The 13,222-nt window shown below is 34.8% G+C and carries 16 protein-coding genes and 1 pseudogene; 4 read left to right on the top strand and 13 right to left on the bottom strand.

Features of this window, described 5'->3' with window-relative positions:
• The first annotated feature begins 2 nt into the window (after positions 1–2).
• Entirely contained in the window at positions 3–551 is a 549-nt protein-coding gene (gene pth / locus ABWU38_RS06375; protein ID WP_253309378.1) for an aminoacyl-tRNA hydrolase, read from the top strand.
• Positions 552–1,095: 544 nt separating this feature from the next.
• Here the strand turns inward: pth and ABWU38_RS08430 are convergent.
• The 12 genes and pseudogenes from ABWU38_RS08430 to ABWU38_RS06315 form a co-directional block, all read right to left on the bottom strand.
• A pseudogene (locus ABWU38_RS08430) lies at positions 1,096–1,197 on the bottom strand (IS630 family transposase); the annotation flags it as partial.
• A 253-nt stretch (positions 1,198–1,450) separates the two neighbouring features.
• Positions 1,451–2,227 (bottom strand): hypothetical protein, encoded by a 777-nt coding sequence (locus tag ABWU38_RS06365; protein ID WP_253309379.1) that lies wholly within the window; start codon positions 2,225–2,227, stop codon positions 1,451–1,453.
• Between the two features lie 65 nt (positions 2,228–2,292).
• Positions 2,293–2,682 (bottom strand): hypothetical protein, encoded by a 390-nt coding sequence (locus tag ABWU38_RS06360; RefSeq protein ID WP_353272689.1) that lies wholly within the window; start codon positions 2,680–2,682, stop codon positions 2,293–2,295.
• Positions 2,657–3,019 carry a DUF3168 domain-containing protein gene (locus tag ABWU38_RS06355; protein WP_353272688.1) on the bottom strand — a complete coding sequence of 121 codons (363 nt, stop codon included), beginning with the start codon at positions 3,017–3,019 and terminating at the stop codon, positions 2,657–2,659. Before ABWU38_RS06355 ends, ABWU38_RS06360 begins: the two co-directional genes overlap by 26 nt.
• Before the next feature lie 230 nt (positions 3,020–3,249).
• On the bottom strand, positions 3,250–3,402 hold the full coding sequence (locus tag ABWU38_RS08425; RefSeq protein WP_410542157.1) for a hypothetical protein: 153 nt from the start codon (positions 3,400–3,402) through the stop codon (positions 3,250–3,252).
• 273 nt (positions 3,403–3,675) lie between these two features.
• Entirely contained in the window at positions 3,676–4,224 is a 549-nt protein-coding gene (locus ABWU38_RS06345; RefSeq protein WP_353272687.1) for a head-tail connector protein, read from the bottom strand.
• Positions 4,225–4,626: 402 nt separating this feature from the next.
• Positions 4,627–4,938, bottom strand: coding sequence for a hypothetical protein (locus tag ABWU38_RS06340; RefSeq protein WP_353272686.1), 312 nt, complete (start codon positions 4,936–4,938; stop codon positions 4,627–4,629).
• A 315-nt stretch (positions 4,939–5,253) separates the two neighbouring features.
• Positions 5,254–6,867 (bottom strand): ankyrin repeat domain-containing protein, encoded by a 1,614-nt coding sequence (locus ABWU38_RS06335; RefSeq protein ID WP_353272685.1) that lies wholly within the window; start codon positions 6,865–6,867, stop codon positions 5,254–5,256.
• On the bottom strand, positions 6,818–7,627 hold the full coding sequence (locus ABWU38_RS06330) for an ankyrin repeat domain-containing protein (RefSeq protein WP_353272684.1): 810 nt from the start codon (positions 7,625–7,627) through the stop codon (positions 6,818–6,820). Before ABWU38_RS06330 ends, ABWU38_RS06335 begins: the two co-directional genes overlap by 50 nt.
• Positions 7,628–8,496: 869 nt before the next feature.
• Positions 8,497–9,075 (bottom strand): RlmE family RNA methyltransferase, encoded by a 579-nt coding sequence (locus ABWU38_RS06325; protein ID WP_353272683.1) that lies wholly within the window; start codon positions 9,073–9,075, stop codon positions 8,497–8,499.
• Between the two features lie 76 nt (positions 9,076–9,151).
• The gene (locus tag ABWU38_RS06320; protein ID WP_253309386.1) at positions 9,152–9,727 is read right to left on the bottom strand and encodes a PopZ family protein; all 576 of its coding nucleotides are present in this window, start codon (positions 9,725–9,727) and stop codon (positions 9,152–9,154) included.
• A gap of 19 nt (positions 9,728–9,746) precedes the next feature.
• Positions 9,747–10,982 (bottom strand): TolC family protein, encoded by a 1,236-nt coding sequence (locus ABWU38_RS06315; protein ID WP_353272682.1) that lies wholly within the window; start codon positions 10,980–10,982, stop codon positions 9,747–9,749.
• A 132-nt stretch (positions 10,983–11,114) separates the two neighbouring features.
• Between ABWU38_RS06315 and rplM the strand changes: the two genes are divergently transcribed.
• From rplM to ABWU38_RS06300, 3 genes are all read left to right on the top strand, one after another.
• Complete coding sequence (gene rplM, locus ABWU38_RS06310; RefSeq protein ID WP_253309391.1) at positions 11,115–11,573, top strand: 50S ribosomal protein L13; 459 nt, start codon at positions 11,115–11,117, stop codon at positions 11,571–11,573.
• A gap of 10 nt (positions 11,574–11,583) precedes the next feature.
• A complete protein-coding gene (gene rpsI, locus ABWU38_RS06305; RefSeq protein WP_353272681.1) occupies positions 11,584–12,039 on the top strand; it encodes a 30S ribosomal protein S9 in 456 nt (151 codons plus the stop codon).
• A gap of 145 nt (positions 12,040–12,184) precedes the next feature.
• Positions 12,185–12,496: an HU family DNA-binding protein gene (locus tag ABWU38_RS06300; protein ID WP_264688310.1), complete on the top strand. Its 312-nt coding sequence runs from the start codon at positions 12,185–12,187 to the stop codon at positions 12,494–12,496.
• On the opposite strand, the gene ABWU38_RS06295 is transcribed toward ABWU38_RS06300, so the two are convergent.
• Positions 12,489–13,196 carry a pyridoxine 5'-phosphate synthase gene (locus ABWU38_RS06295; RefSeq protein ID WP_253309395.1) on the bottom strand — a complete coding sequence of 236 codons (708 nt, stop codon included), beginning with the start codon at positions 13,194–13,196 and terminating at the stop codon, positions 12,489–12,491. The genes ABWU38_RS06300 and ABWU38_RS06295 overlap by 8 nt on opposite strands.
• Positions 13,197–13,222 lie beyond the last annotated feature (26 nt).

The following is a 13,222-nucleotide window of genomic DNA, read 5'->3' as shown; positions in this document are numbered from 1 at the left end:
TAGTGCATCTGATAGTTGGACTTGGTAACCCTGGTGGTCAATATGAGTTAACTCATCATAATATCGGCTTCATCGTAGTTGATAAAATTTACAAATATTGGAATTTCCAGTCGTTTTCTAAAAAAGCCGATTATCTAATAACCTCTGGCATAATTAATGATAATAAAATCATGTTAATAAAGCCTTATTCATTTATGAATAATTCAGGCATCCCTGTTGCAAAAATACGAAACTTTTACAAATTATCGCTAGATAATATCGTTGTCATACACGATGACGCTGATTTGGAAATTGGAAGAATAAAAATAAAGAAAGGTGGTAGCTCTGCTGGACATAATGGACTTAAATCCATAGATAGTTTTATTGGTAATGATTATTGGCGCTTGAGATTTGGAGTGGGTAGACCTGAAGATGAAAAAAGCTTAGCAGATTATGTATTATCAAAATTTTCAAATTTTGATAACGTTACTCCCTTAGTGGAAAAAATAGCAAAAAATATACACTTAATGCTGCAAGGAGATAATACAGCTTTTATCAATTTGATTGTATAATATTATGAAACACAAAACTAAATTTCACACAATTAAAATAACAGATTTCTTGTACTACCTCCCAAGCCACAACTGTCATTCAGTGGAAACAAAAAACTTCCTTGACAAACTCCGCCAGCCCCCTTATTATGACAATAAGGGTATTTATGACTCAAAACTTGTTTTTGACCTGCAGGCTCAATGACAAAATTCAGTAAAAAACTTAGGGTATTTTTTGGCGGATTACATAAAATTATAGCGGCTGCATGTCTTTTTTATTTTTTCTACATTCAGCCAAATCGCGCTTATTTTAAGCGTTAGCACATTATTACAGCGCCAGTTTAAATTATTATAGGGTCAAAACTCGCACCACGGGAGTTCTTTGCCTTTTTTTTCGTTTGGTAAATTTCTTAATATTTATGGCTTGGGTTAGTTACAAATTAAGAGCAATATTCACTAGGGAGGATGTCATCCGAGTAGCTTGACTACTTGGATCCAGGAAAGTTTGCTTGTGAGCAAGCAAACTATAGCTAACCCAAGTAAGGTTTCCCCGAGTGCTAAAATCAATAGCCGAATTGATATCGGGCCAAAAGTTCTGCAGAGCTTTTCTTATGGCATGCTTGATGGCAAACCATAACTTTTCAATTGGATTTAAATCCGGCGAGTATCTTTGTCTTTGCACATATTGCCAAATTTTTCAATTATCTTTTCTCTTGATTATCTTCTCCATAGTCATTTTTTTCTCGTCTACTACTTTCAAAACACGTTCCCTCAGATCCTCACTTTGGCATCATTCTACCTTATCTAAAGCCATTTTATACCTTTTTATCCCTTCTGGGGTAACCTTTTTTCAGTTAGCTATATAACCCTAATTATGAATTAACAGACAGTAGAATCGAAAGATTATTACAAGGAAAAGTCTACACAGATCGACCTTTTTGTGAATCTGCGTTTCTGCTTTCTTCAACTTGTTTTGCAAAAGATGTTTCCTGTTTGCTGATATGCTGAAGTGGCTTAGCAATTTCGCGCACAACGGCAGTAACTGCTGTTAAAAATGTTTTTAACAATGCACCTAAAGCTCCACCAACTGCTTCCCTGCCATATATATGAGCTTGCTTTTCGTTATCGTCAGCAGTTTCTCCTGCTCTCCTTCTTGGATCCATCCTATGAGCAATCACCGAAAACAACACTCCCCTGATTGAAGACTTCACTCGTTTTTTTGCTTCATCATCATGTGCTGTTTCATGTCCATGACTTAAGTGTTTAGCGTTCATTAGCTCCTTTTGTTGCTGGGCAAACATGCTACTTAATACTTCTTCTATTGCTTGCTTCCTTCTTTTCTCTCTAACCCTTTTCATAGATTCTGATTTATCGCGAGTATGCTTTGTGGTTTCAAATTCTGCATCAATATCTTCAGACGCAGCCTGACTATATAAAGTCTCTATGAGCCTGTCTATGCTTCGCTTTATTTGCATAGTCCTTTCGTAACTATCCAAATTATCAATTCCTTCGTCGATCTGATTTAGAATATCCTCAAAAACTTTTAAATAGTCTTGAATATACTGTATTATGTATTGCTTATCTTCCTCTTTGTATTGTTCTTCTTGATTTTCATTTTCTAAACTTCTCTCTCTTCTGTCATTGTTATTTTCTTCAATATTACCACCGTCTTCCTCGAAAAGGTTTTCGTCGTTCATGATTTTTTTTAATTTAGTTAAAATTCTCACCAGTTACTATTGTATATGAAAAAATTAAATTAACATTAATGAAAAGCATTTACAACTTCAGCACTCGCTAAAATTACAGTAAAACTGTCAAAAGCAGCGGGGTCATAATATCTCTCATACAGTTCAACTGAACACCGTAATCTGATCTTTTCCTTAGTGTTAAAATTAATTTCATAATCATTATTAGAGTTTAATATAGCAGAATTACGTAATAATTCATCAGCTAATACAGAGTCTAAAATTCCATTAATTTTTATCGTAATGTGTCTGCTTCGAGCACAATCGAGCACTTTTCTCCAGCTAAAAGAAGAAATATCTTTCACCTCTTCTCTGTTATTACGCAAAGTAAACCTTAGGTTTCGTATATTATTTAACACAATAAAATTATTGTCATGATCTTTAATTTTTAGCTGTAATTTGCTCATTATCGCCTCCTTTCATTAAAATATCAAAATTAATTGTTGAATGTAAAATTTCATCGTGCTGACTAATAGCACAATTACTTTCCAAAATAGTTTCATTATCAGAATATTTAATACTCTTAAGTATCAAGTTAATATGCCTTATAATGGCAAACATACTGCCTATATGATGGGTATATATGTCGCATGAAAATCTTGCCTTTGTAGCAAAATTGGACAGCATGTGCAGATTATTATAATTCACTACATGCAATCTCAGGTAAGGAATGGTGACCTGTTTAGGTAAGTAGTCATAAATGTTAGTAACATATTTCCTTAAATCAGAGTGGCTTTGTTGCATCGCTACTTATGAAAGGCTAACTATAGCTAGGATTATAAGCAACCTATTGAAAATCTTGTTTTTTTGCAATCAATCTGATCAAATTTAAGAATAGTAATTTATTATTTATATTAATAAACTTAATTCTATTGAAAATAGCTAAAGCATTGAAATTCTTGAATTTTAGCCGGATTAGTGAGTGGTAGTGAAATTTCTTTTACTCAAATTTAGGTATTCACTGACCGTTCTTGTTATAAATACCAGAATAATAAGCTACTGATATTCTCCATCTTTTTTATCTTTAATCCATCATAGCTAGCGATGCAACAAAGCCAATCAGAGTTTGCTTTTAGTGCTGCATAAATACTATTGTACAACTCGTTTATAGCTTGAATTTTTTCCATGATTAATCCTCGAAAGATATATAGCTAAAACATAAGCAGCGTTTCCCGATACAAACTCGTCATCCCGCTGCTTGTTAGCGGGATCTATGTGAGATACCGTGACGGTATGACGTAGGACTGCTGTCATTCCGCTACGTGTTAGCGGCTGAGATACCGCGAATGAATCGCGGTATGACGGTATTTATCTCGTCATCCCGCTACTTGTTAGCGGGATCTATGTGAGATACCGTGACGGTATGACGTAGGTAGCCCAGTTTGGATGACAAGAAAGAGCTACAAAACAACCTTTGGTTCGCGAAATGGAGAATACACCTTCTTCACTTCAGACAAATGGCTACTTACCCCCGATTCACGATCTTTGTAAATAGTAGAAACATGCCGCATAATACCTAGTTTTATCTGCTCAGGAACATTGTCATAGCCAGCCTCGTATACAACATCAACTCTTATTGCATTCAAATAATTGAAAAACTCAACGTAGCCCCCTACATCACTAAAATAATACTTAAGTGTTCTCTTCTCTTGACCTTTAGACATCATTGCAGTAGCCAATACTATCTTACTCACAGGGCCATAGCTTAAATAGATCCTACGAGGTACATAATCTTCATATGAAACTTGCCATGTTTGTTTCACCAGTGACTTTTCCATATGCCACTCAGCATAATCAGTTGCCATAAAAATTAGATCTGAAATCAACTTATCATCTTGATCGTTCTCAATGCGTAAAAAAGATTTAACCTCTTCTAAAGTAACTGGAAAAGATTCAGGCTTAGATTTACGTTGCACATGTATTCTTGGTGAAGTAGATCTTGTTGACATGATAACCCTCCTTATAGATATATTTTTGTCATTCTAACGCTCCTTATTTTGTCATCCCAGCACCTTCTTCTGTCATCCCAGTGTCACGCACTGGGATGACAAAAAAAGGAGCACTGGTTCCTTTATGACGGTGTCATCCAAGTGGCTGACACTGGTTTCTTTATGATGGCAGTGCTTGACACTGGAATCCAGCCTTTCACTGTCAAAGATGTTATTTTTAATATAAGGTTAGTCACTTTCGTGCTCACCAACTTAATCTCTAATCAAAATTTCTGGATCCAAGTAGTCATGGCACTGGGATGACATCTTTGTGTTTGAGGCAAAACCGGCTATAATATTTCTTCGCAAACAAATGTTCGTACAGAGCTACTTTCATGACACCACGATTATGCTATAAATTCTTTATCGTATGAATATATTAAGAAGAGAACGTATTAAAGCTGTTTTTCCTTTTTTATTGATAAAATTTGAACTTATAGCATATTCAACTAGGCTGGATTTTAGTAGATTAACATTTTGAGAATGAATATTATTGAAGATGGAGTTTAACTCTTTAGCAAGCAGACTGCGAAATTTTTGCACACTGTCATATGCGATATTTTCAAGTTCATGTGCAAATTTATCTTGAGCTATAGTTGTTATATCTTCAATTTCCTTATTAAACTCCTCTAGCTTTTTTTCGTTATTTTTAAAATTTTTCGTAAAAGTTTTCATATCAATTAAACTCAACTACTATTATGATTATAATGATAATGAAAAACTACCGAAGTAAAAAATTCACACTACTGTGTAACTTGCAAATACTTTTTACTAGATTCCAGCGTCATGCGCTGGAATGACATGGTATCCTGCTGCTCCTTTCTTGTCATCCCGCGCGGAACAATTAACCGTCATACCGTCACGGTATCTCTAGATCCCGCTAACAAGTAGCGGGATGACGATTGCCAGGGTGTCATGCAAGTAGCTGACACATAACTGTACGAACATTACCTCCTGGGACAATGTTCGTACAGATGTAGGTGCTAAGTTTTACAAACACTGTCGTGCTGAACCTTGAATATCCACTTCTTTCAATTCAGTGTCAGGAGCGATGGGTTTTGATATTGTGTATGTAATGCCACCGGCTATCAGTGCAGATACCACAGAAGCTGCAACTATTAATAGAGCAGACAATCCAGAAGCAATACTAAGAGCAGCACCTACTACTAACATAGCTGCAAGGCTCGCATAGACAACTTTTGGGGAAAATTGTCTTTTTCCTACTTTTTCTAGCGACACTTCATTTGTTTTAGTTTTGCCTAATTCACCCTTAAGTGGTGTGTTTTCATTTTTCAGATTTTTTATTTCTTGTTTTAGTAATTCATTCTCTTTATTGAGTTGTTTCAACTTAGTCTCATGTCCAGCTATGCAACTTTTTGATTCTTCTAGTTCCTTTTGCGTTTTTTCTAACAACGCTTCTGCTTTAGAATACTGACTTTCTGTTTTGTCTAATTTATCCTTAAGCGTTGCGTTTTCATTTCCTAGCTCTTGTATTTTTTGTTTTAGTGATTGATTCTCTTCGTCGAGTTTATTAAGTGTTTTCAGCCTAGCCTCATGTCCAGCTACGTCATCCTTTAGTTCTGCTAGTACTTTGTGCGCTTTTTCTAGTGACACTTCATTTGTTTTAGTTTTTGTTTTTTCTAATTCACTATTAAGCGTTGCGTTTTCATTTCCTAGCTCTTGTATTTTTTGTTTTAGTGATTGATTCTCTTCGTCGAGTTTATTAAGTGCTTCCAGCCTAGTTCCATGTCCAGTGACACAATTTCTCAATACTTCTAGTTCCTTTTGCGCTTTTTCTAATGGTACTTCATTTGTTTTAGTTTTTGTTTTGCCTAGTCCACCCTTAAGCGTTGCGTTTTCATTTCCTAGCTCTTGTATTTTTTGTTTTAGTGATTGATTCTCTTCCTTTAGCTGAGCACATAATTTTTTTAATTTAACTTTACGTTTTTTAACCTTTTCTGTTTCTTCTGGAGTTTCCGTTGCATTGTGTGTTTTGGAATGGGAAGAAGTACCAGATACAACCTCAGATAGCTGACCACACATACTGTTTAGTCTATCTATTATTAGGCCTTCATCCTTTATCAATGAGCGATCTGCTCCATGTTTTATCAAAAGTTTTGCTAATTCTTTATTGTCATTTGCAAGAGCGTAATATAATGGAGTATACTCAGCTTTATCTTGTGCATCAACATCTGCTCCTTTATCTATTAGATATTCTGCAATCTCCACATAACCAAGTGCAGCAGCATAGTGTAAAGGGGTATGGCCATCTTTACTCTGTACATCAACTTTTGCTCCATATTCTAACAAAAGTTTCACTGATTCTTTATTATTGTTTCCAGCAGCACGATGTAAAAGAGTCAATCCATTTTCATCCTGTGTATTGTGTTTTTCTAACTCTTTACCGATGTCTTCTGTGGAAGTATTTATTCCACTGTCACTACTATTACTTTCATCAATAGTCGAATCTAAAGAGATCTGTTCCCCATTATGTATAGTATACTGCTGTTCTGTGTGTTGATTGTGCAAATAAGTTTGTTCTATGCGCTTCTGATTATTGGCAAGTCGGTTGTTCTGCCTCTTGCAACTTTTGCGCCACAGCATCTCTTTTAGCCTGTTCTCTTTCTAATGTATCACCTACTTTGTCTGTATTGTTTTCATTAATGATTGAGTTTGAAGAAGTCTGTTCATTCTCATTTTGTACATAGATTTTTCTGTTGTTTGGTGTAGTTCCATTGTTCTCTCCCTGACCTTTTGCATTCCATGCTTGCACTGCAGCAGTTATTTTATTTCCGCCCACAGCTAAATTTCCTGGAGTTTTATTATTAGGCTGCGGTAAAGTGCCTTGTCCATAAGTTAGTCTTTTCTTTCTTGCCTCAGCATAACGTTGTTCTCCTTCCTTTAACATTTCTACTATGATATCCTTATTTGGTATATTGCTAACCATATCTCTTGGAGTTCGGCCTTGACTATCTTTTAGTAAAGGATTTGCGTTAGCATCTAATAAAAGCTGAACCATCTCTTGATGACCATGCAAAGCAGCAATGTGCAAAGCAGTGAATTTAGAATTAAAATCACCCGATATTTGTTCATCAACTTTTACTTTCTTTTCTAGTAGGAGTTTTACTATTGGTACACTGTTACATTCCACAGCAAGATGTAACAATGTGTAACTTGCAATTTTATCTAAATCTTGTATCATGAATAGCTTATCTATCTTCAAATTGTTATAAGTGCTATATGCTTCTGGGTTTACACCTTTTAGCTTACTCCCTATCCTTTCAAGCAAATTATCCTTATTCAAACCTTTACTCTCACTCACATTGCGTATTATTTCAAAAAACTTTTCCTTTTCTATTGCCACAACCTTTCCTCTCAATTTATTTATTATTGCTGAATAGTCTCACAAAAAAGTTAAGTTTGTCGAAATTCGATGTTTGATCTAAAAATTAGTCATAAACATTTTCTTCCAATTCGTTGTCATTCAACTCCCCTGTCATCCCAGCACCTTCTTCTGTCATCCCAGTGCGTGACACTGGGATCTCATTTTACTTTATGATGATGTCATGAAAGTAGCTGACACTGGAATCCAGAAGACAACCAAATAATAAAGGCTAGATCCCAGTGTCACGCACTGGGATGACAAAAAAAGGAGCACTGGAATGACACCCTACTTAACCCGTCATACCGCCGCGGTATCTCCTTAGAATAGATCCCGCTAACAAGCAGCGGGATGACGATTGTCGTTTAGCTACAAACATTAAGAAATTTACCAAGTAGAAAAAAAGGCAAAAGAAGCCCCATGGTTGGCTAATTACTTACATTATACTTTCAAGTATGGCGTTTTTTTATTCTAAACGTTTAATAACCGCGATTCAGTTGCTTTTAAGCCGCAACTAATCTAAATTATAAACATTAAGAAATTTACTAAACAGAAAAAAAGGCAAAAGAAACCCTAGGGTAGCTAATTATTCACTATCCATTTTTTAAGTTGGCGTTTTTTGATGTTTTAAATAGCGTATTTCAGCTTGTATAGGTAAAAACCTAGAAATTTGATAAAGACATAGAGTGCACATAGTGCAAAAAATTAAACATGAGACGCCAGATACGTGAGTTTTTTTGTCATTTAATCTGTACAGAGAAGATAAATAAATAGCTTCAGTTTCATGATAAGGGGGCTGGCGGAGTTTGTCAAGGAAGTTTTTTCACTTCTGCGGGCTACCTGGGTTAATATTATATAGGAGGTCTGCTGCCAATAAAGCCTAAACTTACCAAATACATTTCTGTAGATTCAGATCTACTTGACTTTGGTTTAAAATATTTTACTGTTTTAAACATTTTTTTTAGCTTGTTACAAAAATCTTTATCAGATTCTCCTTGGAAAATTTTTACTACAAACGTGCCACCATGGCTCAAGAAATGCTTTGCAAAATTGAGCGCTGCCTCACATAAAAGCATAATTCTGATATGATCCAACGATTTTAAACCACAAGATTCGGGCGCCATGTCAGATAAAATTACATCAAATTTTTGATCCTTGAATTTTTCTCTTAAAATTTCAAGCCCATTGATAATATCACATTGTATAAACTCTACTCCATTAATTGCGTTCATTGGTTTCATGTCAAGAGCAACTACATTTACACCTTTCTGAGACGCGACTTGTGACCATCCACCAGGAGAAGCACCAAGATCAATAATTTTTTGCCCTTCTTGGAATAATTTAAATTTATTATCCATTTCTACCAGCTTATATGCTGAGCGTGACCTATAACCATCCTTGCTAGTTTTTCGCACATACTGATCATTCAAATGACGATGTAGCCACCTTGTTGAAGATAGTTTTCTGCCTCTAGCCGTCTTTACTCTAGTTTTTATTGCTAATACCCTACTTATTATTGATTATATCTTTGAGCTCTTTTTCAACTACTTCTTTTACCAGTGCATGTAGATATTTATTCAGCCATTCTGAGAGCTGAGGTTTTAAAAGAGATGTAACTAATTCTTCAACAGTAAGATTCGCTCTTTTTTGTTGTTTATGCTGCAATTCGTTTTGCATTTTTCCAAGCAGCGCTTTGATCTCTTCCATATTCTCTTTTAAAATTAGATGATCATTATTTTGCGCTTGTAAGCCGCTATTACTCGCTTTGTTATTACTCATTTGGATATTATCGTACAAATCAATGTCTTTTTTTTCTTCTGAATTGTAGCTATGGCCATTAAATTGGTTGTTGTTGCAAGCCATTTCCTCACTTTGGTCATCATTATCAATGTTCTCTTCTTTACCATTTTCTTTTTTGCCATCTTCTTCCATGTCTTCTGGATACTCTTCTTCAAGGCATAGCACATCATCATTTTCATCCTTTATTTCTGCTTTATCGTTACTTGCGTTTTTACCCGATATAGCTTTTTTTATATCTTCTAGAATATCTTTTACAGATTGATTGCCTTGTTCATCATGCATAGTGCTAATACCGTTAAATTTAGAGATTTATACTATTTATTATAAAAAGCAAATTATAAACACTAGTTACATAATTGCTTTTTGCTTCAACTAAGTCTGAACGTGCTTTAAATAATGCATCTTCAGTGTCCAAAAGGTCAGATGTACTCTTTAAACTTAAGTTTACCTCTTGCTCAACTCCTTCCAATGCTAAAGCTGCTGCTTTTTCCGCTTCTTGACTTGCTTTAATAATGGCTTTTGCTGTTAGCACATTATTCCAAGCATTTACAACTTCTTGTTCTATATTTTTTACCGTTTCATAATAATCGTAGGTAGATTTTTTTGCATCCATTTTAGCTTTACTGACACCAAAAGCATTCGCTCCTTTTTTAAAGATTGGAACATCAAGAGTAAAAACTATATGAACATTTTCTAATAGCTTGTCTAATTTTACACCATCCTTCCCAAAATTTTTGCTTGCGCTTAGATTTAAAGAAGGAAGCCACTTGGAGCTTTCAGCGATCACTTCCATTCCGGCTGCTCTTTTTTGATAAACTGCTGCTTTTAGAGATAAATTATTGGTTTTTGCTAATTGTAAACATTCATTTAGCTCTGGGACAGAAGGTAGTTTATCATTAGCTTCAGAAAGGTCATCAGCATCTTCGCCAATCAAATGATAATAAGCAATATTTGCCAATTTTAATTTACCTTCAGCATCAACTCTTTCGGATATAGAAGACGAAAATTTTGCTTTTGCTAGCAAAACTTCAGCGTTAGTAACTTCTCCAAGGGAAAAGCGTTTTTTCATAGCTGACAAATGTTCCAAAGAAACGCGTTCTTTATGTTCTCTGAGCTTTAATATTTCTGTCTTTTGTAAAACACTAACATATGCTTTCACAGCATTAAGTGCAACCTCTTGTTTTAATTGCTGAAATCGCATTTTTTCTGCTTTGAGAAGATGACTTGATCGACTGAATGTGGCAAAGGTGCCACCTCCATCTATTATCCTTTGGCTTAATATCAGACGTTTTCCAGGTAAATTAGGTTGATTATAAAGATTAAAATTACTATCAAAATTGTACTGCAAACTAATGTCAGGTAAAAATCCAGCTAACCCAGAAGACTTAAGCTGTTTTTCTGCGCTTTTATATTGGTAAAATTGAGACTTTATTTTTGAGCTATTTTTGATCGCTTTGCTTATAACTTCTCCCACATCGGTTGCATAGCAACTTATAGTACCAAAAATTATCGCAAGTGTAATAATCAATCGAAACATTCTACTTCCTGTGCATATTGGTTGCGCAGCTCAATTACTAACATAAATTACTTTAATAATCAATAACTAATATTGTTGACACTATTGAGAAATTAAGTATATAGTAGCTTACTATTGTTTAGTTAAATTACAATGAAAACTTTTTTCTTAAAAGAGAAACAAATCGACAAAAAATGGTTTGTCATAGATGCAGAAGGATTAGTGGTAGGAAGGCTTGCAGCATTTGTAGCGACACTATTGCGTGGAAAGCATAAACCTGAGTATACACCTCATATGGATTGTGGCGATAATGTAATTATTATCAACGCAGAAAAGGTGCATTTTACCGGGAAGAAGCTTAAAGATAAAATTTACTATAAGCATACAGGTTATTCTGGTGGTTTGAAGAAAACTACTCCAGATAATATTTTAAATGGCAAATTTCCTGAGCGTGTAATAAAAATGGCAGTGAAAAGGATGCTTGATGATGGCCCTATGGCGCGTAGACGCTTTGAAAATTTGTATGTTTATTCTGGTTCAGAGCATAAGCATCAAGGGCAGCAACCTGAAAAGATAGATTTTGCCTCTTTGAATCGTAAAAATAAAAAGTAATGGAGCAAAAATGAAGAGTTTTACAATAAATAATAATGATTGGTCAGAAAAGACAATTAAATCAGCAGTTGATTCGCTTGGTCGTTTATATGCTACAGGCCGAAGAAAAGAATCTGCAGCAAGAGTATGGATAAAGCCGGGAAGTGGAAAATTTAGTGTTAACAAAAAAGGCGATCTAATTTCTTATTTTAAAAGAGAGTCAGTGTGCCAAATAGTGAAAATGCCATTTGTAGCAACTTCTACGTTAGACAAATATGATGTATTCGCAACTGTAAAAGGTGGAGGGCTATCTGGTCAAGCAGGTGCTCTAGCTCATGGAATAAGCAGAGCTTTAAGTAGTGTAAGCCAAGATTTGCATTCTATATTACGTAATGGTGAGTTCTTAACTAGAGATTCGCGTGTTGTTGAACGTAAGAAATATGGTCAACATAAAGCTCGGAAAAAGTTTCAATTTTCTAAGAGATAGTTATTTCATAGTGGTGTTTTTTTGTAAGTATTATACAAATATTTGCAAAAGTGTATAATATCCTCTATTTTTGTGATGAATTTAGTTGACTATCGGTGTCAACATAATATGCTATTTGTGTGATTTTTCAATATTAAGGTAATTTATGAGTAAAGAAGATATAATAAAACAATTAAAGGAAGATTGTTCTGGTCAGAATATAGATATAACAAAATCTGATTTGAGCAAGATTCATGATGCGTTTATTAAAATAATAAAGGATGAGCTGCATGGGAAAGGTGAAATACGTTTGCATGGAATAGGAACATTTTCTACTGCTATAAGTCAGGAGAAACAATGTCGTAACCCCCAAAATGGTGAGATCATGACTGTTCCTGAAAAGACAAGGGTAAAATTTAAAGCAAGCCAAACTCTTTTAAGTATTTTAAATGAGAAGGAAAAAGCAGCAGTTAGTTAGACATTATCATTTTCATTGTTTTTACTACGCTGTGTAAGCCATAAAATACAGCTTCGCTAATTAAATAGTGGCCTATGTTAAGAGCTGAGATGTGAGGTATTCTTGTCATCTTCTTAGCGTGTTTATAAGTTATGCCATGTCCTGCGTGGCATTCTATTCCTAATTTATTGACGTACTCTGCAGCATTAGTAATTAACTGTAACTTTTTCTCTGATGGATTATCACAGTAATCCCCTGTATGAATTTCTATTATGTCAGGTTTTATCTCTAGCTTCTCAAGATATTTTAGTTGATTAATATTTGGATCGATAAACAGTGAGACTTTTATGCTAGAGCTATGCATTTCCTCTATTATACTAGAAAGTTTGCTGTGCATATTAATGATATCCAGGCCACCTTCGGTTGTTAATTCTTCTCTTTTTTCTGGTACTATACTAATCGAATAGGGTTTTACCTTTTTTGCTATTTTAAGCATTTCTTCCGTGGCTGCAATTTCAAGATTTAGCTCAGTGCTAATGCTTTTTTTTAGGTTAAATACGTCTTCATCTCTAATATGCCTTCTATCTTCTCGTAAGTGTACAGTAATAAAGTCTGCTCCAGCGTCAATGGCTATTTCTGCTGCTTTCAATAGATCTGGGTAGGAAGTTCCGCGTGCGTTGCGGAGGGTTGCAACGTGATCAATATTAACACCTAGTTTCACAATCTACCTCAAAAATTATTTATGGA

This window comes from Wolbachia endosymbiont (group A) of Urophora cardui, assembly GCF_964028435.1.
Classification (GTDB): Bacteria; Pseudomonadota; Alphaproteobacteria; order Rickettsiales; family Anaplasmataceae; genus Wolbachia.
Note: the sequence above shows the minus strand (reverse complement) of the source record. Positions and strands in the feature narration are given on the sequence as shown.